This window comes from Campylobacteraceae bacterium (assembly GCA_013215945.1).
Lineage (GTDB): Bacteria > Campylobacterota > Campylobacteria > Campylobacterales > Arcobacteraceae > NORP36.
Map to the genome: position 1 here is coordinate 17,004 of JABSOM010000015.1, position 22,195 is coordinate 39,198.

The following is a 22,195-nucleotide window of genomic DNA, read 5'->3' on the forward strand; positions in this document are numbered from 1 at the left end:
TAATGTTATTATTTCAACTCACCCCAGCTTTTACCGACACAAACAGATACTTCTAAAGGAATTGACAAAGTAATAATTGATGACATTATATAACTTAAATCGGTTATTATTTCGTTAACTTTATTATCTTTTATTTCAAATATTAATTCATCATGAATTTGAAGGAGCATTCTAACATCAGAATTCTTTGAATATTTCTGATGTATCTTGTTCATTGATAATTTAATCAAATCAGCAGCACTGCCTTGGAAAACGGTATTTACAGCCTCTCTTAAAAAAGCAGCCTTTTGCATTCCAGCTACGGAAGTAAAATCAAATACTCTTCTTCTTTTTAACAAGGTCTCAACAAAACCATTTAACATAGCATCTTCTTCAATGGATTTTAAATAAGGTTTAACGCTTGAAAATGCTTCAAAATAAGACTCTATATAAACTTTTGCTTCTTTACTGGTAATTCCAACTGTTTCTGCAAGTTTTTTAGCTCCCATTCCATAAATAAGTCCAAAATTAATTGATTTTGCAATACTTCTGTATTCTTTTGCTTTTTCTTCGCCAAAGATATGAGCAGATGTTTGAGTATGAATATCAAGTCCTGAATTAAAAGCATCTACAAGGGCTTTATCTTGCGAGAAATGAGCCAAAAGCCTTAATTCAATTTGTGAATAATCAATACCAACTAAAGAATAACCCTCTTTTGCTATAAAAGCTTCTCTTATGTGTTTTCCTGCTTCACTTCGTGTAGGTATGTTTTGTAAATTTGGGTTTTTTGAACTTAATCGTCCTGTTGCTGTTCCTGTTTGTAAAAAGGAGGTATGAATTCTTTGATCCTCACTTTTAAGACCAAGTGCTAATAAGGGCTCGATATACGTAGATTGTAGTTTGTAAGCTTCTCTATACTGTAAAATTAAAGGTATGATTTCATGTGAGTCAATTAATTTGCTTAAAACAGATTCATTAGTACTGTAGCCTGTTTTTGTTTTTTTACTTGCTTTTAAACCCAGTTTTTCAAATAAAACTTCTCCCAGTTGTTTGGGAGAATTTAGATTAAATACACTTCCCGCTATTGCAGATATTTTTTCATTTAAGTCTTTTATATGAATTGAATTTTTAATCTTTAATGTTTCTAAAATATCCGTGTCTATTTTAATACCTTCATTTTGCATGTCTGAAAGTACCTTGATAAAATAAAATTCGTGTTTTTTAGCATGTTCCAACAAATGTTCATTTTCTTTAAAATCTATTAATAAAGATTCATAAAGTTTATAAGTTAATAAAGCATCTTCACTGGCATATGCGCAGGCATCTTCTAAATCTACATTTGAAAAGTTCTCACCTTTTTTAACGGTATCTTTAAAAGCAATCATTTTATGATCAAAATATTTTAAAGCCATTGCATCTAAACCTACTTTGGAACCAGGATCTAACATCCATGACATAATCATGGTATCTGCATAAAGTGTTAATTCATAAGAAAAATTAAATTTTATAACATCGTAATCGTATTTAAAGTTTTGTAAAATAAGTTTATGTTCATTTAACATTTTTATAGCTCTTAATGCGCAATCTTTTGAAATTTGATCAGGAACACCTAAATAAAAATGATCTATTGGTACATAATAGGCTTTTTTAGTGTCAAAACAAAAAGAAAAACCAACAATCTTGGCTTTTTTTGTATCTAAATCAGTTGTTTCAGTATCAAAAGCCACTAAAGAATCTTTTGGAATGGAGGCTATGGTTTCAAAAAGAGTTTTTTCATCGTTTAATAATATCTTTTGAAAAGATATACTTTCTTGTACTAAAGGAACTTCTGAAGCTTGGGCTTGATTATTAGGAATATTGGTTCTATAGTTTAATCCCATTTGAGAAACACGCGTAACAACAGCTTTTAACCCAAATTCAATTAAGGTATCTTCTATTTTTAAAATAGGATTTTCACTTGGTAAAACAAAATTTTCTATATCATCAATACTATGAGAATCTTTTTTTAGCGTTACTAATTCTTTTGAAATATAAGCCATTTCTTTGCTTTCTTTTAAAAGTTTGATCCATCTTGGTTTTTCAATACTCTCAATATTTTTATAAATATTGTCCAGATCTCCAAATTGTTCAATTAAAGCTTGTGCTGTTTTAGCACCAACACCTTTTACTCCTGGTACATTATCAGCAGAATCACCTAAAAGTGCTTGATAATCTGTAAATTGAGAGGCTTTGACTCCGTATTTATCAAAACATGTTTTTTCTGTTACTTCTACTTTTTTAATAGGATCAAATAAAAATACTTCATCGTCTTTTATTAATTGGTATAAATCTTTGTCATGAGAAACTACTCTTACTTGAAGACCTTTTAAAACTGCATCGTGTGCAATAGATGCGATAATATCATCTGCTTCAAAACCAACTCTTGCAGCTGTTTGAAAACCCATTTTTTCAATCCACTCAATTGCAACAGGAAGTTGAGCTATTAAATCTTCTGGCACTTCTCCTCTGTTTGCTTTATACAATGAATATATTTCATTACGAAAAGTAGGTCCTTTTGAATCAAGGGCAAATACAATATAGTCTGTTTGAAAATCTTTTCCTATATTTAAAATAAAATTCATAAATCCTGTTAACAAACCTGTTGGGAATCCTGTTTTTGATTTTAATGGAGGCAATGCATAATAAGATCTAAATAAAAACCCAAATGTATCAATAACTGTTATATTTTTCAATATTAATCCTTTTTATATTTTTTTATAATATAATAATAACACTTAAAAATAAGGTGCCCTATGTCTTTGGATATTAAAAAGTTAGAGCAATCAAATATTGAGCTAAGAGCCATTATAGATAGTTCTTGGGATGCAATTGGTATTATAAATGAGAAAAGTAAATTTATTTATATTAATAAAGCTTTTACTCCAATTCTTGGTTTTTCAAAAGACGAATTATTGCAATTAAATTTTGAAAGCCTCATTCATCAAAAATATAAAGAAAAATTCTCTTCTTTAATACAAAATTACAAAACAAATAACAACAAAGAACAACTAACTCTTCTGTGTCAAAGAAAAGATAAACAAAAAGTTTATCTACAAATAACCTTAACACGAATGGCTGAAAACAATTTTTTCATAATAAACGCCAAAGATATAACAGCAGAAATTTCAAAAGATCAAATTCTTGATGCTTATGTTTCTTCTGTTCAGTTAAATACAAAAGGTTTAATTACAAAAGGCTCAAATTCTTTTGTAAATCTGTGTATGTATGAAAAAGATGAATTTTTAGGGCAATCTCTTTTGTTTTTACATGAAAAAGATAAAAAAGAGGAGTATTTACAGCTCTGGGACAGTATTCAAAACAATACAGAATATCTGTGCAAATTGAATTATGTAAAAAAAGACGAAAATAAATTTATTGTTGATTTTAAGTCAAAAAAACAATTTAATAAATATGGTGATGTTATTGGATATACCATACTGCTTTTTGATAGAACCAGCGAAGATAATTTACAATCAGAAATACAGCAAAAAGATCAAATTTTATTACAACAGTCAAAACTAGCCATTATGGGAGAAACAATACAAATGCTTTCTCATGAATGGAGACAACCCTTAAATACTATTTCTTTATCAGTTCAAACTATGGATTTTGAATTAGAAATGAATGGAAATATTAAAAAAGAAGAGATCAGCGCCAATTTAATAAGTATTAAAAATAAAGTCGATGATTTATCCCAAACCATTGAAGAGTTTCAAAATATAATATCTTTAAATGCAACAGCAATAAAAACATGCTCAAAAGAAATTATTTCACAAGCCTTGAAAATTTTTGAGAATTCAAGTGATTTTGATCGTATTGATTTTGCAAAAATATTAAGTCAAACGCCTGATTATTATACTTATAAAAATGAGCTTTCTTCTATTTTAGTTAATTTACTTATTAACTCAAAAGAAGCTATTTTAAGGAATAATATTAAAAAAGGTGTTATTTTACTTAAAGAATATGTTTTACATGATAAAATTTATTTTGAAATTTCAGACAATGCGAAAGGTATTCCTTCTGATATCATAGACAAAATATTTGAACCTTATTTTTCCACTAAAGAAGAACAGCAAGGTGTTGGTTTAGGTTTATACAGATGTAAAATGCTTATTGAAATGCATTTAGGTGGAAGTATAAAGATTACAAATCACAATACAGGATTAAGAGTCACAATTGAACTTCCACTTAATTTAAAAGGAAATGAATGATAATAATACCAGCAAGATTAAACTCTTCTAGGTTTACAAATAAAGTATTAGTTGATATACTGGGACTTCCAATGGTAATTAGAACAGCAAGACAAGTTAGTGCTTTAGATGATGTATGCATAGCAACAGATTCAGAAGAAGTAATTCTTTTGGCAAAAGAATATGGTATTAATGCAGTTATGACATCAACACAGCATAAAAGTGGAACAGATAGAATCAATGAAGCGGCACAAAACCTTAAATTAAAAGATGATGATATTGTAATTAATGTACAAGGAGATGAACCTTTTATTGAAGAAGAAGTAGTACGTGCTGTTATAAATAGAGTGAAAGAAATAAAGAAAAATAAAGAAGACATAATGATGGTATCGTGTTATAAAAAAATTTCTTCAAATTTAGCAGATGATCCAAATCATGTAAAAGTTTTATTAAATGCGTATAATAACGCGACTTATTTTTCTCGCTCAAAAATCCCCTACCACAGAGATCATTATGATGACTCTTTATACAATGGACATTTGGGTATTTATGGTTTTACGGTTAAAAGTTTAAACGAGTTTTGCAATTTAAAAAATGCACCTACTGAACATATAGAGAAATTAGAGCAATTAAGAGCTATTTATCATGAAAAAAAGATATCTATGGTAGAAGTTGAGTCTCAATCTTTTGGAATAGATACACAAGAAGATTTAGAAAATGCATTAAAATTATTTGGAAAGATCTAGGAGTATTATGAATAAAGCTATTTTATCAAAAACAACTATTCTTTATGCCGAAGACGAAACCGATGTAAGAGAATTTACAGGTAGAACATTAAGCAGCATAACAAAAAAGGTTTATCTTGCTAAAGATGGACAAGAAGGTTTGGATATATACAAACAGCATGATGACATTGATTTGATTATTACAGATATAAACATGCCTAGAATGAATGGTTTAGAGATGTGTGCTGCGATAAAAAAACTAAACAAAGATATTCCTATTGTAGTAACAAGCGCATACAATGATCCTGCTTTTTTAAAACAAGCAATTGATATTGGAGTGTGTGAGTATTCTTTAAAACCCATAGATTTATATTTATTATTAGATGCTGTTGTTAAATCTGTTGAACCTATTTTTTTAAAAAAAGAGTTAAGTATTGTTCAAGATAATTTACAAGATAAAATAATAGAATCTAATAAAAATATTAGTACTATTTTAGATGCTCAAAATAATCTTGTATTAATTATAAATAAAAAAGAGATATTGCACTCAAATAAAAAATTTCTTAATTATTTTAGTATTAAAACAATTGAAGAATTTAAAAATACTTACCCTGATTTACTTGATATATTTGAAAAAGATGAAGAATATTTTTCTTCACAAAATCTTAGAGATGAAGAAAACTGGATAGATTATATATTAGAGAAAAAAGATTTAGAAATTTCTGTGAACATTAAAAACAATAAAAATAAAGAAAATATTTTCACAATTAGTCTTGAAGAATACGATAAAATAAGGTCTCAATATATAATCACTTTCCAAAAGTTAAATCCAAAGAAGAAAAAAACAAATTTATTGGAACATCAAAGAAATTTTGACTCTTTAACAAATTTATACAATAAAAACAGATTTTTAGAACTTTTTGCGAAAGAGTTAAGACGAGATATACGATATAAAAATGAATTAACACTTTTAATGCTTTCTTTGGATGATTTTGCTCACCTCTGCAATAATACTCTTAAAAAGAATAGTAATGCTTTATTGCTTGGACTTTCTTCAATTTTATTAAAATCTTTACGTGAGCATGATATTTTAGCCCGGTATGAAGAAAACAAGTTTTTAATTTTACTGCCACAAACCAATATAAATGGTGCTATTGTAGTTGCTGAAAAAATTAGAATTGAAATAGAAAACTTACAAATAGAAGAACTTAACAGTGTAATAACAGCAAGTTTTGGTTTGAGTTTTTATGAAAACAATGACGATATTTATACGTTTATAAACAAAGTCACCACTGCTTTAGGAAGTGCCCAAGAAAAAGGAAAAAACAGAGTCGAAGTTTATTAATTAAAAAAACAAGCTAAAAAGAAAAACCTGCACCTAAATAATGTTTTCTTACAAGCTCATTGTTTTTAATTTCTTCTGCTTTTCCAGAAGCCAGTAAAGAACCACTTTTCATAACATAAGCCCTGTCACAAATTTCCAGTGTTTCTCTTACATTATGATCTGTAATTAAAACACCAATACCAATAAGTGTTAATTGGTGGATGATTTCTTGTATATCTTTAACTGCAATGGGATCAACGCCAGCAAAAGGTTCATCTAAGAGTAAAAATTTTGGTTTAGATACCAGCGCTCGTGCTATTTCAGTACGCCTTCTCTCCCCTCCTGATAAAGAAATACCTTTTCTTTGTCGTATAGGTTCTATATTAAATACTTCTAATAACTCTTCTACTCTTTTAATTTGGTCTTTTTTATCATCTGTTACAATTTGAGCAGCTAACATTAAATTATCTTCAACAGATAAATCTTTAAAAATGGATGACTCTTGAGGTAAATAACCTATTCCTTTTAAAGCACGTTTATGTAGAGGTAAATGCGTAATATCAACATTGTCAAAAAAGACTTTTCCACTGCTTGGTTTTACAAGACCACAAACGGTATAAAATGTAGTTGTTTTACCTGCTCCATTTGGACCTAATAAACCAACAATTTCACCAGAATTAACTTCCAATGATATGCCATGTAAAATATGTGTTTTTTTAATACTTTTTTTAATATCTTCAATTCTTAAATTATGCATTTATTGTATATTGCCTTTTATCATTGGATTTTAAAATATTAATACTCATGGTATTGAAACCATATTCTTTTAATATTTTCTCTAGTTTTTCATCGCCCCACTCTACAAAATGTAAACCTTCTTTTTCAAATTCTTCTAATAAACCCAAAGAAATAAATTCTTCAAGACTTTTATTGTATACGTCGTAATGAAAAACTCTGTCATCATAAATACTTTGAAGTAAAAAAGTAGGAGAAGTCACTTCCTCTTTTATACCAATACTTTTAACATATTCTTTTACAAATGTAGTTTTACCACTGGCCAAATCGCCTCTTAATAAAATAATGCAATCTTCTTTAACTAAGTCTTTTAGTGTGTGAACAAGAATTGGAAGTTCTTTTAAACCTAAGGTTAATACTTTTTGCATTTATTCTTGTGTTAAAAGTTTTGAAACACGAACAAGCTGCTCAAGTTTTTCTTTTGCTCGCCCAGATTCTATAGCATCTCTTGATATTTCTATACCTTCTTGTAAATCTCTTGCTTTTTCATCAACAACTAAAGCTGCTGCTGCATTTAATAAAACAATATCAAGTTTGGCACCTTTTTCTTTATTTCCTAAGATATCTCGTGTTATTTGTGCATTAAGTTTGGCATCGCCACCTATAATTAGAGATTTATCTTGTAATTTAAAGCCAAGATTTTGTGGATCAATAATAAAATCTTCAAGTTTTCCATTGTATATTGATGTTGCATAAGTAATATCAGAAATAGAGATTTCATCCATTTTATCACGGGAGGAAACAACCATTGATCTTTTTACATCTAATAGTTCAAGAGCCGAAGCCATTTTATTGATAAAGGATTTATCAAACACCCCTAATAAATGTTTCGTTACATTTGCAGGATTCGTAAGTGGACCTAAGATATTAAAAATTGTTCGGTGAGGGATGCTTTTTCTTATAGGCATAATATATTTCATTGCGGGATGATGATTTTGCGCAAACATAAATGTGAAACCAGTGTCTTCAAGCATAATAATTTGTTTTGATGCTTCTAGATTAAGATTAATACCTAAAGCTTCAAGCATATCAGCGCTTCCAGATTTACTTGTAATAGATCTGTTTCCATGTTTTGCTACAAAACAGCCACAAGCAGTTAATAAAATAGCAACAGTAGATGAGATATTAAAGGAATTTGACTTATCTCCTCCTGTACCTACTACATCAATAAGTTTTTCTTTTAAATCATAATGGACTTCAAGTGGAAGTAAATGTTCTCTCATAGCAGATGCAGCAGCAGCTATTTCTGCAGCATCTTCCCCTCTTTCATGAAGTTCTATTAAATATTCTCTTACTTCATCAACTGGTAGCCTATTTTCAAAAATATCATCAAATTTAAGTTTTGCTTTATTAAACATCTTTCATCCTTTTTTTCATAAGAAGTTTATATCTGGGTAACATATTCAGACATTTTTGATTTAGGCGTTGATTTAGTTTGTGGTATTTGTAAGACTTTAAAAATATCACTTTTTTCAAGATACTTTATTTCTATAGTATCTCCTATTTTAACTTCTTTTGCTTTTTTGACACTAAGACCATTTATTAGCACAACTTTATGTGCTAACATATCTTCTGCAACAGCTCTTCTTTTTGTAATATTTACGGCGTTTAAAAATTTATCTATTCTCATAATAGAGATTATAGCTAATTTTAGATAAAATTTCGAAAATTATTTAATTTAAGTGCAGGAGAATAGTATGAAGAAAAAAGAAGTTAAGAAAGTAGTTTTAGCCTACAGTGGAGGCCTTGACACTTCTATTATATTAAAATGGTTACAAGATGAGTACAAAGCAGAAGTAATAACATTTACAGCTGATTTGGGTCAAGGTGAAGAAGTTGAGCCTGCACGTTTAAAAGCGCTTGCAATGGGAATAAAAGAAGAGAATATTTTTGTTTTAGATATTAAAGAAGAATTTGTAAAAGATTATGTTTTTCCTATGTTTAGAGCCAATGCAATTTACGAAGGTGAATATTTATTAGGTACGTCTATTGCACGTCCTTTAATTTCAAAAAAACAAATTGAAATTGCAGAAAAAATGGGTGCAGATGCTGTATCTCACGGGGCAACTGGAAAAGGAAATGATCAAGTGCGATTTGAACTTGGATATTTGGGTTTAAACTCTGATATTACTATTATTGCTCCTTGGAGAGAATGGGATTTAAATTCACGAGAAAAACTTTTAGCTTACGCTAAAGACCATAATATTGATATTGATAAAAAACACTTAGATGAAAATGGAAACCCAAGTGTAAGCCCTTATTCAATGGATGCAAACTTGTTGCATATCTCTTATGAAGGTCTAAGTCTAGAAGATCCAAGCAAAGAACCTGAAGAAGCTATGTGGTTGTGGACAGTTTCTCCTGAAAATGCTCCAGATAAAGCTGAATACATAAGTATTTCATATAAAAATGGTGATCCTTATGCAATCAATGGAGAAGATTTAAGCCCAGCAACACTTTTGAAAACATTAAATGATTACGGGAACAAACACGGTATTGGAAGAATTGATATTGTTGAGAATCGTTATGTTGGGATGAAAGCCAGAGGGTGTTATGAAACACCAGGTGGAACAATTATGTTAAAAGCGCACAGAGCAATTGAATCTATTACCCTAGATAGAGAAGAAGCACACTTAAAAGATGAGTTAATGCCAAGATATGCAAAACTAATTTATAATGGTTTTTGGTTTTCACCTGAGAGAGAAATGTTACAAGCTTCTATTGATGCAACACAAAAATTTGTTGAAGGAACAGTAAGATTAAAACTGTACAAAGGAAATGTAATGGTTGTTGGTAGAGAATCAGAACAATCTTTATTCTCAGAAGAACACTCAACTTTTGAAGAAGATGAAGTATACAATCAAAAAGATGCAGAAGGTTTTATTAAATTAAATGCACTTAGATTTATTATTTCTGGTCAAAAAAGAAAATAACCTTTTCTACTTAAAATATAAAAGCATTACTTAATGCTTTTATATCCCCTCTTTCTCTAAATATTCTTTCACTTTTTTTTTAAATTATTAAACTACAATGATGTTACTAAACTGAAATTTTTCTTGGTTATACTAAAAAACGTTTATAAACATACCTAAACGAATCCTTCAATAGGAAAAGTAATGAGCAATAAAAAAATTGGTATTTGGATGTATAAGAATTCAGGTGGTGAGTTAATTGAAAAAAAAATATGCAAAAAACTAAAAGACAGAAATATTGACACTTTAGTAAATTTGAACCTAAGAGAAGCATTAGCCAAAAATGGACATATTTTACATAAAGGCATAAAACTAGATAAATTAGATTTATTTTTCTCTTACAATGCAAGTGAACAAACTCAATATCAAATGTATTTATACAAAGCACTTAACAGAGTTATTCCTATGATTAATTCATTTGAAGCTTTTGAATTAAGTGAAGATAAATTTCATACTTCTTTTATACTAAGAAAAAATAAAATTAAAACTGCAGATTATAAATTATGCCATAGAGATGATACTCATCATTTAACCTCCATCATTAAACAATGGTCAAAAATGGTGTATAAACCAACAGATGCTTGGGGAGGCAGAGGGCTTGCAAAAATTGATTCAAGTGAATCACTTGCTATGCTTATGCCTTTTTTAAATCAAATGGATTTAAGGTACTTTTATGTTGAAAAATTTATTGATTATGATAATACAGATTATAGAATCGATATTGTTGATGGAAAATTTGTTGCTTGTTATGGACGAAAAGCCTCTTCTAATGATTGGAGAACCAATATAAGCAGTGGTGGAAGTGTATTTTTAAGAGAAGCAAATGATGAAGTTGTTGAACTTGCTTTAAACGCGACAAAAGCAATAGGACTTGAGATAGCAGGTGTAGATATCATTTATGACAGAAAAAAAGAAGAGTATATTGTTTTAGAAATCAATGGAGTACCTGCATTTGCCACACCAGAACAAGAAAAAATGGGTCTAAATTTTAATGATAAAAAAATTGATTTAATTGTTGACTTAATTCTTAAAAAAGTTTCCAAGAAAAATAATGATTTAAATAAACCAATATATAAAACACAAGTCGTAGCGTAAAAACACCCAATAAAAACAATAAAAGAATATTGTTATTTTCATATACAAAGTTATAGCCAATTTTAAATATTAATATTTCTTTTTATTAAATAACTTAATTTATTACTTAAGAATAATATATTAAATTATATAGTAGTATTATATTTTAAACGTCAAAATGAATAATTGCAAGAAAGGAGAATCATGAAATATATACACGATCTTGAAAAAATTATAACTATCAATTCTTATACAAAAAATAAAGAAGGTGTTGATAAAGTAGGTGAAATAATGTCCTTATGGCTTGAAGATATAGGTTTTGAAACTACAGTATATGAAAGAGACTTAATTGGTAATCATTTGTTGCATACAACTTCTAAAAAAGCCAATTTACCAAAGATTCTGCTTTTAGGCCATAACGATACTGTTTTCCCGCCCAATACCTTTGAAGGTTTTAATAAAGATGAGCAATGGATATATGGGCCAGGAGTTTGTGATATGAAAGGTGGAAATATAGTTGCTTTGCAAGCACTAAGAAATATCTATGAAACAAACAGAGCTATACACAATATTGATTTTTTACTGGTATCTGATGAAGAGTCAGGAAGTGATGATTCAAAAAATTTAAGCTCAAGTATTGCAAAAAACTACGATTACTGTTTTGTTTTTGAAGCTGCGGGAATTAAAGAAGAAGTAGTTAATGCACGTAAAGGTGTAGGTACGTTTACTATTGATATAGAAGGTTTGGCAGCACATGCTGGAAATAACTATGAAAAAGGAGTTGATGCCAATTTAGAGGCTTCTTATAAACTGCAAGAACTGGTAAAACTTACAAACCTAAAAAAAGGTACTACTTGTAATGTTGGAAAAATAAAAGGAGGTATTGGTGCCAATACTATTTCTCCAAAAGCCAGCATTACTCTGGAGATAAGATACACCCAAAATGAAGAGAAGAACAGACTATTAAGTGCTTTACATGATATTTGTAATACTTCTTATGTAGAAGGTTCAAAAGCAGTTTTAAGTGGCGCTATACAAAGAGATGTAATGGAGGCTAATGATAAACAAGAATTGTTAATTACTAAAATAGAGGCTATTTCTGGTGAAAAATTATTTTGCGAAAAAAGAGGTGGAGTAAGTGATGCAAATATAATTGCATCACAAGGGACTACTACCTTAGATGGTTTTGGCCCTTTTGGTGATGGGGACCATACAGTAAAAGAAAGAGCCTGTTTAAAATCATTTGAAAAACGAATAAATTTAATGACACAAATATTAAGTCATTTTCAAGTTAGTAAGTAAAGGAATTATTATGGACAGAAAAAAAATAGCTATGTGGATGTATTCTAATGGTGGTGGAGATATTATTCAAAATAAGCTTATAGATAAACTTAAAGAAAGATATATAGATGTTTTAAGCGATATTAATCTAAGAGAAGCCATTGCTAAGAATGGACATATAATCCATAATGGCATAAAACTTGATAAATTAGATTTAATGTTTTCTTATAATGCGGGAGAGCAAACACAATATCAACTGTATATATATAAAGCACTAAACAATGTTATTCCAATGATTAATGAATACAATTCGTTTGAACTAAGCGAAGATAAATTTCAAACCGCTTTTTTATTAAGACACAATGGGGTGCAAACAGCAGATTATAAACTTTGTCACAGAGATGATACCCATCATCTTAAATCTATTATGAAAAAATGGAATAAAATGGTGTATAAACCCACAGATGGATGGGGAGGTAGAGGACTTACTAAAATTGACTCACAAGAAACACTCGACATGTTAATGCCTTTTTTAAATCAAATGGATTTACGCTATTTTTATGTTGAAAAATTTATTGATTATGATAATACGGATTATAGGGTAGATATTGTTAATGGTGAGTTTGTAGGGTGTTATGGAAGGAAAGCGGGTGGAAATGACTGGAGAACCAATATTACAAGTGGAGGAAGTGTATTTAATAGAGAAGCAAATGATGAGGTAGTAGCTTTGGCTAAAAAAGCTACTTTGGTTACAGGCTTAGATATTGCAGGTGTTGATATTATTTATGACAGAGAAAAAGAAGAATATATTGTGTTAGAAGTCAATGGTATTCCTGCTTTTGCTACACCTGAGCAAGAAAAAATGGGTTTAAATTTTAATGACAAAAAAATTGATTTAATAGTTGATTTAATTGAGAAAAAAACAATTAAAGTTGAAAAAGAACGAAGAAAAAGAAAAAATAGAAGATTAAAATAAGGAAAAATGATGAAAAAGTTACCAACAATAGGTTTTTTATATATGGATTACGTGCTAAGATTTTTTGATTATTCAAATTTTAAGGCTTGGCCTGAAAAAATTGAAGAAGTTACCTATCATTGGAAAAATGACAAAAAACGTTTCATTAAAGAAGTGAAAAGAAAGAAAATTAATATTTTAATTGGGAATATTCCCGCAACTGCCTACGATACTTTTGTTCAAATAGCCAAAGAATTGTCAGATGTGCGTTTTGTTCCCTCTTTAGAAACACAGTTTCCTAATAAATCAAAAGAGAATGTAACGTTATTTTGTAAAAAGTACGATTTAGCTATTCCAAAAACAGAAATCTTTTATGATGAAAAAAAAGCTTTTGAGTATTTTAGAAAAAGTGCAACATATCCTCAGATAATAAAAAAATCCTATGGCCCTTCAAATTATGGAGGTTATTTTGTACATAAAGTGAATAATGTAAAAGAAGCTCTTTCTTTAGTTAAAGAAAAAAAATACTCTCCTGTTTATACGCAGAATGCTATTGATTTAAAGTACTCTGGAGATTTAAGAATAATGTTAATTGGACATAAGCCTGTTTGTGCTTTTTGGAGATTTTCAGGAGAAGGAGAATGGATAACCAACACTTCTCAAGGGGGTTCAATGTCTTATGAAAATGTTCCCATGTCTTCACTTGAATTAGCCGTTAAAGCATCAAAAGCTGCAAAAGCGGAGTATTGGGCTTGTGATATTGCAATTGATGCTAAAACAGATGAACCATATATTTTAGAATGCGCTACTGCTTTTGCTGCTTTTCCTTATATTAGAGATTGGATTTGTCAATATTTAATGTGGGATTTTTCACAAGGAAAATTTCCTAAACCTCATGTGCCTTTATTTTCTTGGGAAGAACTTGGCAAGATAAATCCTGATTTATTAAGAACTATGAGACATATAGGATTTTCTGCTTATAAACCATCTGCTGATGGAGAATGGTATATAAATGACAAAGAAGACAATTTCGACATGGAACGAACGCTTGAAAGCGTAGAAAGTGATCTTCCTGCTTCTATTAAACCAGAAGATTTGCCAATTGCCAAGGAACTGCTAAAAAATACAAAAGAATCAAAAGAAGTGTTTTTCACTAAAATTAATTTAAATACAGCAAACTTGACAGATATCATGACACTTTATGCAATGGAAGAAGATTTAGCAATAGAAATTTTGGAATATCAAAAAGACAATATTATTACTGATCCTTCTGATTTACTTGATTTAGAAGCTATTGATGCACAATTGATTTCTTCTTGGAATGATGATTTTGAAGATATGCGCTTTAATTTAAATGATGCCAGTAAAAAAACCTTGACAAAAATCAAAGGTATTGGCTCAAAATTGGCAGCTATAATTTTAAATGAAAAAGAAAAGTTAGGTAAGTTTACTTCACTTGATGATCTTAAACATATTGCGGGAATTGGAAAAAATAAATTTTCGGAACTTAAATCAAGATTTAAGATAGAGGATAAATAATTGAAACAACTTTATAGATCATATGCTCAATCCACTGAGATATTTACAAAGTATGCAAAAGATTATGAAAAACACTTTACACTTGAAACTATCGGAAAAACATGGGAAAAAAGAGATATTAATTTAATTACCATATCAAGCGATATAAAAAATGCGCATAAAAAACCTGCTCTGTTTTTCACAGGAACTATTCATGCAAGAGAGTGGGTAGGACATGAATTAGCAATTGAGTTTACTAAATACATCCTAGAAAACTTAGAACATGATTTAATGCTGCAAGAATATTTAGAGAAAGCAACTATTTATATGGTTCCTTGTGCAAATCCTGATGGTTATGAATATTCTAGAAATCATTTTTCTTTTTGGAGAAAAAACAGAAGAGTTAATGCTGATGGAACTTTTGGTGTGGATTTAAACAGAAATTTTCCCATTGGTTTTATTTCCAGTACAAAAACGAACTCCAATATTTATGGAGGTCCTAATCCTTTCTCTGAACCCGAATCGCAAGCCTTAAGAGACTTTGTTTTAGCACATAAGAATATAACCATTGCGCTTGATTACCATTCCCAAGGAAATGTTTTTTTCCCTGCTCATGATTTTAGGCATGAAGATACTCTAGATACAAGTGATATGAATATATTATGTGCAAATATGGCTGAAGAGATTAGAAAAATATCTGGCAGAGAATATGGGATTCATCAAGGAAAACCACCTGCTAAACTAATTTCTGGAAGTGGAAGAGAATTTTATTATTCAAAAGGTATTATTTCAAGTGTGGTAGAAGTAGGAACACGAAATATAAGCGATTATATGGAAGATATGAACGAAAACTTAAGAGAACATATTCCCGCATTATTAAGTGCGGTAAAAGAAGTGCCTAATTATAAAAAAGATTCGAATGTACTTAGAGTTAAAAGTTTTGAAGTAAGTGATATTGGATCTTCTCATGTTGATTTAATCTGGGAATATAAAAAAGATGAGAACATATATTTTGAAGTGTATAGAAGCAATGAAAATAAAAAGTTTTGTATGGATGCTAACTTACTTGCACAAACACAAAGCCATAGTTTTAGCGATATAAATCTGGAATCAAACAAAGATTATTTTTACAATATTCGTGCAGTAAACAAAAAAACAAAAGTTAAATCACCTTTTTTCCCTCAAATTAGAGTAAAAACTTCTTTGGAATTTGATGAGTTTTCGAGAACTTATTACGCCAGCGCAGCAACAACAGGTTATGTATCTGAAAACTTAAAAAACAATGACAAACACTTTGGTATTAATTCCTTATTTGTTGGTATTGATGAGAATAAAGGCATATCTTATGCTCTAATTACTATTAATGTTAAAACATTGGCAGCTAATGCCATTATTAAATCGGCTAGTTTTAATCTTTATCCTATTAATAGAGTTTCTACTACTATTGAAAAATATGGTGAATGGAATGTAGGAATTGTTAATCAAGATACTATGGGTGATATTACTAATTTTGATGATGTTAATGATATGGAAATTATATCTTATATTGGTCAAGCTACACAATCTTCCCAATTAACGCAAGGTATATGGAGAAGCTGGCACTTGTCCGGAATTGAGTGCCTTGCTTTGAAAAAATTTATAAAAAATGATCAAATTGTATTACGAGTAGAAGGTCCCAAAGAGCTTAAAATTGCACGAAACAAACAAATGATGCAATGGGATATTGGCTATGGGAAATTTGGTTTTGGATTAACATACAGACCAAGAATAGAACTTACCTATCATGTAGATACTAATATTACTACGCTGTATCCAAAAGAAGTACATACGATATCTAATAAAAGTATTTTAAATAATGTTGCCACCTGTGGTTTTGATGATCAAGGTAAAAAGATATATTCATTTTTTGAATTTAATTTATCTTCTTTGCCTGCTTATGATTATACAATGATTACAAAGGCTTATTTTGAATTAAATTCAAAAGCAATTTACATAAAAGACGATATTCGCTTTCATTTAGAATTTATAGATGAAAATACAGGTAAAAGTTATAAATCAATTAGTAAGAGAGAAATTATTCAAAACATTGGTTACGATGTTAGTGCAAATGAACTCAAAAACAATCAAACTCAGTATTTTATGTTTGATTCTTTTGCACAAATAGAACTTAATAAAAAATTAAAAAACAAAGTAGATGTCTCTTTTATTTTAAAAGCCACTTCTTCAAAAAAGTTTATTAAAAACAAAACAATTTCATGGGAACTTTTAAACAATGATTTAGCACCCAAACTTATTATTGAACATATTACAAAAAGAAGATTTCCTATAAAAGAAGTAGAAAATGCAAAAATAATTAATGATAACGGAAAAGTGAAGATTATTTGGGAAAATCCAAAAGATAAAGAACTAAAAGGAGTTTTAGTTATAAAGAATCCATACAGAGCACCCCTGTCACAGGTTGATGGACAAAAACTTTATGCAGGAAATGACGAGTTTACTTATGATGAGTTTGGTTCAAAGGATATTTCAAAATACTATGCTATTTTTACATATGATGATGTACCCAACTATTCAAAACCTGTTTTTATAAGATACGAAGCAAAAAAATAAGTAGGAAACTACTTATTTTTTAAATAAAAGATTTATTTACACATAGCGTAGTGATCGCCAAGTTTATCGTATAAATAATCAAAAGACACATCTTGCATTTTTTCCAGAATAGAAACCATTACAACATTGTCTTCCTCTCCATTCCAAATTTTTATATAAGAACCTTCTTTATACCCGTTGTCTTGTCTGAATTTGTTTAAACAGTTTTTTCCAATATAGAGTTTTTGTAACCATTTAAAAGAAAGTCCAGATATTTTGCAGGCTCTAAAAAATTGGTCAATAAATCGCTCAATTCCAGAGAACGAAGGAATATTTCCTGTTTGAATAGCAATGGCGATATAAGAAAGTTTTTCAGCCTCAGTTACCATTATTTTTGGATCTATTTCTTCATTGGCTTCATATATACAATGAGTATTAACCAAAGAAACAGCTCTAGGTACATTTGTTTCTTGCAAAATATAAGACATTAAAAAATGCCAAATATCAACTAATTCGACATGAATATTATTCATATCTGGTTTTGCATTAATATTTTTCCAATGTTTCCATGGAGTTGAGTCAATGAGTTCTGCTACTTCCATATGAATACATCTTAACCAATTGATTTCTTTTCCATGTTTATTAAGACCTAATTCCCAATTAGGACCATTGGTTGAATCATTTAATTGTTTTTGTAATAAAAACATTTCTTCTAGTTTGTGAGGAAAGCTTGAGGCTTCTTCTAATAAAGAAGCAAGGGGTAAACATTCTTCGACTAAGTTATCTAAAGCACCATTGCTGGGAAGCTCAATATCACCCTTTAACAAGTGTACAATCAATGAAATAGTGTATGGAATTTCATCTTTTTCTTCCCAAACTAAAACATCTGAAGATGTTTTTCCAACGTATTTAGCAAAATCTTCAATACTTACAAACCCTAAAGATTTACTAACAACTTTTAATTCTTCATATAACAAAATGTTCTCCTACAATTACTAGAAATTTAAGGCTAATTGTACAAAAACTTTAATTAATTGTTACTTTCTTCAAGTTGTATTTCAAAAACTGCACCATCTTCATTGTTATAAGCAGTTAAAAAACCTTTATTACGATCTTCAATAATTTTCTTGCTCATAAACAGTCCCAAGCCTGTACCATTTTTATCGTCTTTCGTAGAGAAATAAGCATCAAATATTTTTTTAATTACTTTGTCATCAATGCCACCTGCATTATCTTGAATTTTAATTATTACATAATTGTTTTGAACACAAGAATGAATAGTGATTTCTCTCTTGTCTTTTTTATTGCTAAGGAGTGCATCTTGAGCATTTTTAACAATATTAATTAACACTTGAACTACCTCATTTACATGTATGGTCATTTGTGCATTCTCGTCATCATTGTGTATGATTAATTCAATAGAATCAAGCGTTAACATATAGGATAAAAAATCTTTTACTTTTAACACTAAATTTTTAACAATAATACTTTCTTTTTTAATATTTGGTTTAAGAAAATCCCTAAAATCATCTATTGTTTTTGACATATATTCAAGTTGCATATTGGAATCACTAACAACTTGGTCTAAAACATCATCAGGAATTTCTCCGTCCATCATTTTAGTTAAAGGTAATTTTTGGATCAAAATAGAAATAGCTTGAAGAGGTTGTCTCCATTGATGTGCAATCATAGAAATCATTTCTCCCACGGCTGCACTCTTACTTTGTTCAATAAACATTTCTTGTTGTTCTTCTAGCGCTTTTTCCAAAGATATATCATGTTCTATAATTTCATAAGAAAGCAAAAGACCTTTTTCATTTATTAAAGGAACAATATAAACATTCAAGTAATAAAAAGTACCGTCTTTTTTTCTGCATTTTAACTCTGTTTGATGTTTTTTTCCTTTTTTAAGTACAGTAATTAATTCTTTATAAAGAATATCTTCTTTTTTACTGTATTTCAAAAAATCGTACATATTTCCTAAAAGTTCATCTTTTGAATACAAACTTAAGTCACAGTATGCGCTTGAGACATAGGTAAACTTGAAATTTTTATCTAATTTGCACAAAAGAATATTTTTATCGATTATCTCAATGTTTTTTGCGTGTTCTAATTCAAAATCTTCAGGTTCCATCTTTTTTAAATTGTTTGTATTGTTTTTAGTGTAAGAAACTAATATAAAAGAAATATTTTTCTCAAAAATAAAATTTATACGCTTAAATACTATATATGAGTCTATATTATTAATATACAATACATCTAATATGGCTTTTTTAATATCATTATATATGGAAAAAACCTCTCCCGCGTTTAGGTCTTTTTCTCTAAAAAATTCAATTAGTTTAGAAGAAAATTCTTTGTTTATATAAAGTGTTTCTTCTTTTAATGCACGTATGTAATAATTTAGAAGAGGCAAAGCATAGTTTCTTAAAAAATCTTTTATAATAATTTGTTTTTTATGCAATAAAGTACATAAGCTTTCATTTTCTAGCCAATATTTAATAATGGTTCTTTGATTACCAGTAAGTACGCGTATAGGATTTATAAGTTCAGACATCATTTAACCTTGGTTTTTTAAAGTAAAAAAACAGCAATCAATTCCACTTGAGCGCTTAACTATTACAGAAGGAATTGTTTTTGATTTAAAATTATAAGCTTTACAGCCATGGGGTTGTTTACTTTGCCAAGTTACAAAATAATATAAACATTTTTGGCATACTATTTTTCTATTCATTAAATAACAACCTTACTTTGTATGGCTTTTGCTAAAGATAAAATATCAACATTCTCTAAAGAAACACCTGTCGGTACGCCTTGTGCTATTTTTGTAAAACTGATATCAAAGTTTTGAAGTTTATCTTCTATAAACAAAATAAAAGCGTCATTCGATAAAGAAGGAGTAAGTGCAAATAAAATATCATTTACTTTATTATTTTGCACATAAGAAAGTAATAAAGACAAACTTTCTTGCTCTAATTCTTCAATTACAAAATATTTTCCTTTAAACTGTTTTGATTCTTCTATTACAAAAATATCCTTAGCACTTTGTACCAAACAGAGTATTTGTGCATTTCTTGTATCATCTAAACAAATCTCACAAATCTCATGCTCGCTCATACATCCACACTCTTGGCATTTTTTAATACTTTTAAGTGCATTTTCAATGCTATGTGCTATTTTAATTCCTAAATAATTATCGTTCATTAAAATATGATACGCTAAACGTAATGCTGATTTTTTACCAATGCTTGGTAAAGCCTCAAAAGCTTCAACCAAATCATAAAATTTCTCTAATCCTTTTTTCATAGGCGAATTATATCAAATAATTTTTAAACATAAGTAAGATGCGTTTATTATTTCTATATTATTCGTTTTATATCTTATTTTTATCTTATTTTAGATAAAATCGCATAAAAACTAGGAGTTACTAATTGATTAACAAAGATTATTACGAATTATTAGAAATTAGTAAAAATGCAGATAAAAGTACTATTAAAAAAGCTTACAGAAATATGGCAAAAAAATATCATCCTGACAAAAATCCAGGAGATTCTGAAGCTGAAGAAATATTTAAAATGATTAATGAAGCATATCAAGTATTAAGCGATGATGAAAAACGCTCAATTTACGACCGACATGGAAAAGAAGGATTAGAAGGTCATGGACAACAAAGAGGTGGTTTCTCTGGTGGTTTTGATGACCTTGGTTCTGTTTTTGAAGAAATGTTTGGTTCTTCCTTTGGTGGTGGGGGTCAAAGACGTTCTGCCGCAAAAACATATAAATACAATCTTGATATTGCAGTTGAAATTAATATAGAATTTAATGAAGCAGTATTTGGCTGTAAAAAAGAGATTAAATATACATTTAAAACAGCTTGTGAGCCTTGTAAAGGAACAGGGGCTAAAGATGCAAAACTAAGTACTTGTTCTACGTGTAAAGGACAAGGTCAAGTTCATATGAGACAAGGGTTTATGACTTTTGCGCAAGCCTGCCCTACTTGTGAAGGAAGTGGACAAAGTGTTAGTGCAAAATGTAAAAAATGTTTTGGTCATGGATTTAAAGAAGAAAAAAGCAGTTTTGAAGTATCTATTCCAGAAGGTGTAAACGATGGAAACCGAATAAGAATTTCAGACAAAGGAAATATTGCACCTGATAATACAAGAGGGGATTTATATTTACAAATATCAGTAAAAGAAGACAAACATTTTGTAAGACATGATGATGATATTTATATTGAAGTTCCTATCTTTTTCACACAAGTTGCATTGGGCGCTAGTATTACCATTCCTTCTTTAAGAGGGGAATTAGAGCTTAAAATACCTGCTGGTACAAAAGACAAAGAACAATTTAACTTTAAGAACGAAGGGGTTAAATCGGTTCAAGGTTATGGCATTGGAAGTTTAGTCGTACAAATTAAAATTAAATATCCAAGTACTTTAAACACTGAACAAAAAGATTTACTTGAAAAACTTCAAGAATCTTTTGGTGCACAAAGTAAACCACATGAACGTAATTTTGATTCAATGTTCGATAAAGTAAAAAACTGGTTTAAATAATCAATTTTATTAAGCTGAAAATTACACACTCCTGTAATTTTCAGTTTTTCTAAAGTTATTATACTAATTAAAAATACATTCATCCTAATTTATCCACCCTACTCTTTAAATTTTTTACAAATTAAAACTAAAATAATAATTTTATCTGCTCACTTTTAAACGTTTTTTCTTTCATATTTATCCTTTCTTAACACATTT

General features: G+C 29.0%; 19 protein-coding genes. 10 read left to right on the forward strand and 9 right to left on the reverse strand.

The genetic code is table 11. The annotated features are described in order from the left end of the window. Nucleotides 1-8: 8 nt before the first annotated feature. On the reverse strand, nt 9-2,714 hold the full coding sequence (polA, locus tag HRT41_13890) for a DNA polymerase I (protein NQY25113.1): 2,706 nt from the start codon (nt 2,712-2,714) through the stop codon (nt 9-11). 57 nt (nt 2,715-2,771) lie between these two features. Here polA and HRT41_13895 point away from each other — a divergent pair, with 57 nt between their 5' ends. Genes HRT41_13895 through HRT41_13905 form a run of 3 tightly spaced genes read left to right on the forward strand, consistent with a single transcriptional unit; the run spans nt 2,772 to nt 6,278 of the window. Continuing rightward, on the forward strand, nt 2,772-4,229 hold the full coding sequence (locus HRT41_13895; GenBank protein NQY25114.1) for a PAS domain S-box protein: 1,458 nt from the start codon (nt 2,772-2,774) through the stop codon (nt 4,227-4,229). Continuing rightward, nucleotides 4,226-4,954: a 3-deoxy-manno-octulosonate cytidylyltransferase gene (gene kdsB / locus HRT41_13900; GenBank protein NQY25115.1), complete on the forward strand. Its 729-nt coding sequence runs from the start codon at nt 4,226-4,228 to the stop codon at nt 4,952-4,954. The genes HRT41_13895 and kdsB overlap by 4 nt, the downstream gene beginning before the upstream one ends. A 7-nt stretch (nt 4,955-4,961) precedes the next feature. Continuing rightward, on the forward strand, nt 4,962-6,278 hold the full coding sequence (locus HRT41_13905) for a diguanylate cyclase (GenBank protein ID NQY25116.1): 1,317 nt from the start codon (nt 4,962-4,964) through the stop codon (nt 6,276-6,278). 13 nt (nt 6,279-6,291) lie between these two features. Here HRT41_13905 and lptB read toward each other — a convergent pair whose 3' ends face one another. Genes lptB through HRT41_13925 form a run of 4 tightly spaced genes read right to left on the reverse strand, consistent with a single transcriptional unit; the run spans nt 6,292 to nt 8,682 of the window. Continuing rightward, nucleotides 6,292-7,014, reverse strand: coding sequence for an LPS export ABC transporter ATP-binding protein (lptB, locus tag HRT41_13910; protein ID NQY25117.1), 723 nt, complete (start codon nt 7,012-7,014; stop codon nt 6,292-6,294). Next, the gene (tsaE, locus tag HRT41_13915; protein ID NQY25118.1) at nt 7,007-7,420 is read right to left on the reverse strand and encodes a tRNA (adenosine(37)-N6)-threonylcarbamoyltransferase complex ATPase subunit type 1 TsaE; all 414 of its coding nucleotides are present in this window, start codon (nt 7,418-7,420) and stop codon (nt 7,007-7,009) included. The genes lptB and tsaE overlap by 8 nt, the downstream gene beginning before the upstream one ends. Then, nucleotides 7,421-8,410, reverse strand: coding sequence for an anthranilate phosphoribosyltransferase (gene trpD, locus HRT41_13920; GenBank protein NQY25119.1), 990 nt, complete (start codon nt 8,408-8,410; stop codon nt 7,421-7,423). 26 nt (nt 8,411-8,436) lie between these two features. Beyond that, nucleotides 8,437-8,682: an RNA-binding S4 domain-containing protein gene (locus HRT41_13925; GenBank protein ID NQY25120.1), complete on the reverse strand. Its 246-nt coding sequence runs from the start codon at nt 8,680-8,682 to the stop codon at nt 8,437-8,439. A gap of 67 nt (nt 8,683-8,749) precedes the next feature. Between HRT41_13925 and HRT41_13930 the strand changes: the two genes are divergently transcribed. From HRT41_13930 to HRT41_13955, 6 genes are all read left to right on the forward strand, one after another. Further along, nucleotides 8,750-9,985: an argininosuccinate synthase gene (locus tag HRT41_13930; GenBank protein ID NQY25121.1), complete on the forward strand. Its 1,236-nt coding sequence runs from the start codon at nt 8,750-8,752 to the stop codon at nt 9,983-9,985. Between the two features lie 183 nt (nt 9,986-10,168). After that, nucleotides 10,169-11,119: an ATP-grasp domain-containing protein gene (locus HRT41_13935; protein NQY25122.1), complete on the forward strand. Its 951-nt coding sequence runs from the start codon at nt 10,169-10,171 to the stop codon at nt 11,117-11,119. Between the two features lie 183 nt (nt 11,120-11,302). Continuing rightward, nucleotides 11,303-12,400, forward strand: a complete 1,098-nt coding sequence (locus HRT41_13940) for a M20 family metallopeptidase (protein NQY25123.1) — start codon at nt 11,303-11,305, stop codon at nt 12,398-12,400. A 10-nt stretch (nt 12,401-12,410) separates the two neighbouring features. Beyond that, entirely contained in the window at nt 12,411-13,355 is a 945-nt protein-coding gene (locus tag HRT41_13945) for an ATP-grasp domain-containing protein (GenBank protein NQY25124.1), read from the forward strand. Nucleotides 13,356-13,364: 9 nt separating this feature from the next. Beyond that, complete coding sequence (locus HRT41_13950) at nt 13,365-14,873, forward strand: helix-hairpin-helix domain-containing protein (GenBank protein ID NQY25125.1); 1,509 nt, start codon at nt 13,365-13,367, stop codon at nt 14,871-14,873. Beyond that, nucleotides 14,874-17,462, forward strand: coding sequence for a peptidase (locus HRT41_13955; protein ID NQY25126.1), 2,589 nt, complete (start codon nt 14,874-14,876; stop codon nt 17,460-17,462). 32 nt (nt 17,463-17,494) lie between these two features. On the opposite strand, the gene HRT41_13960 is transcribed toward HRT41_13955, so the two are convergent. Genes HRT41_13960 through recR form a run of 4 tightly spaced genes read right to left on the reverse strand, consistent with a single transcriptional unit; the run spans nt 17,495 to nt 20,747 of the window. Continuing rightward, nucleotides 17,495-18,418, reverse strand: a complete 924-nt coding sequence (locus HRT41_13960; GenBank protein NQY25127.1) for a dUTP diphosphatase — start codon at nt 18,416-18,418, stop codon at nt 17,495-17,497. A 53-nt stretch (nt 18,419-18,471) separates the two neighbouring features. Next, the gene (locus tag HRT41_13965; protein NQY25128.1) at nt 18,472-19,998 is read right to left on the reverse strand and encodes a PAS domain-containing sensor histidine kinase; all 1,527 of its coding nucleotides are present in this window, start codon (nt 19,996-19,998) and stop codon (nt 18,472-18,474) included. Nucleotides 19,999-20,001: 3 nt separating this feature from the next. Beyond that, nucleotides 20,002-20,175: a uracil-DNA glycosylase gene (locus HRT41_13970; GenBank protein ID NQY25129.1), complete on the reverse strand. Its 174-nt coding sequence runs from the start codon at nt 20,173-20,175 to the stop codon at nt 20,002-20,004. Beyond that, nucleotides 20,175-20,747, reverse strand: a complete 573-nt coding sequence (gene recR, locus HRT41_13975; protein NQY25130.1) for a recombination protein RecR — start codon at nt 20,745-20,747, stop codon at nt 20,175-20,177. The genes HRT41_13970 and recR overlap by 1 nt, the downstream gene beginning before the upstream one ends. A 125-nt stretch (nt 20,748-20,872) precedes the next feature. Between recR and dnaJ the strand changes: the two genes are divergently transcribed. Next, a complete protein-coding gene (gene dnaJ, locus HRT41_13980) occupies nt 20,873-21,997 on the forward strand; it encodes a molecular chaperone DnaJ (protein ID NQY25131.1) in 1,125 nt (374 codons plus the stop codon). Nucleotides 21,998-22,195: the final 198 nt, after the last annotated feature.

What these genes read in the sequence shown, in the direction of transcription:
- HRT41_13950 (NQY25125.1), top strand. Translation starts at nt 13,365, where the DNA reads ATGAAAAAGTTACCAACAATAGGTTTTTTATATATGGATTACGTGCTA.
- HRT41_13905 (NQY25116.1), top strand. Translation starts at nt 4,962, where the DNA reads ATGAATAAAGCTATTTTATCAAAAACAACTATTCTTTATGCCGAAGAC.
- HRT41_13945 (NQY25124.1), top strand. Translation starts at nt 12,411, where the DNA reads ATGGACAGAAAAAAAATAGCTATGTGGATGTATTCTAATGGTGGTGGA.
- HRT41_13895 (NQY25114.1), top strand. Translation starts at nt 2,772, where the DNA reads ATGTCTTTGGATATTAAAAAGTTAGAGCAATCAAATATTGAGCTAAGA.
- HRT41_13940 (NQY25123.1), top strand. Translation starts at nt 11,303, where the DNA reads ATGAAATATATACACGATCTTGAAAAAATTATAACTATCAATTCTTAT.
- tsaE (NQY25118.1), bottom strand. Translation starts at nt 7,420, where the DNA reads ATGCAAAAAGTATTAACCTTAGGTTTAAAAGAACTTCCAATTCTTGTT.
- HRT41_13970 (NQY25129.1), bottom strand. Translation starts at nt 20,175, where the DNA reads ATGAATAGAAAAATAGTATGCCAAAAATGTTTATATTATTTTGTAACT.
- recR (NQY25130.1), bottom strand. Translation starts at nt 20,747, where the DNA reads ATGAAAAAAGGATTAGAGAAATTTTATGATTTGGTTGAAGCTTTTGAG.
- HRT41_13930 (NQY25121.1), top strand. Translation starts at nt 8,750, where the DNA reads ATGAAGAAAAAAGAAGTTAAGAAAGTAGTTTTAGCCTACAGTGGAGGC.
- trpD (NQY25119.1), bottom strand. Translation starts at nt 8,410, where the DNA reads ATGTTTAATAAAGCAAAACTTAAATTTGATGATATTTTTGAAAATAGG.
- HRT41_13935 (NQY25122.1), top strand. Translation starts at nt 10,169, where the DNA reads ATGAGCAATAAAAAAATTGGTATTTGGATGTATAAGAATTCAGGTGGT.
- kdsB (NQY25115.1), top strand. Translation starts at nt 4,226, where the DNA reads ATGATAATAATACCAGCAAGATTAAACTCTTCTAGGTTTACAAATAAA.
- HRT41_13925 (NQY25120.1), bottom strand. Translation starts at nt 8,682, where the DNA reads ATGAGAATAGATAAATTTTTAAACGCCGTAAATATTACAAAAAGAAGA.
- lptB (NQY25117.1), bottom strand. Translation starts at nt 7,014, where the DNA reads ATGCATAATTTAAGAATTGAAGATATTAAAAAAAGTATTAAAAAAACA.
- HRT41_13965 (NQY25128.1), bottom strand. Translation starts at nt 19,998, where the DNA reads ATGTCTGAACTTATAAATCCTATACGCGTACTTACTGGTAATCAAAGA.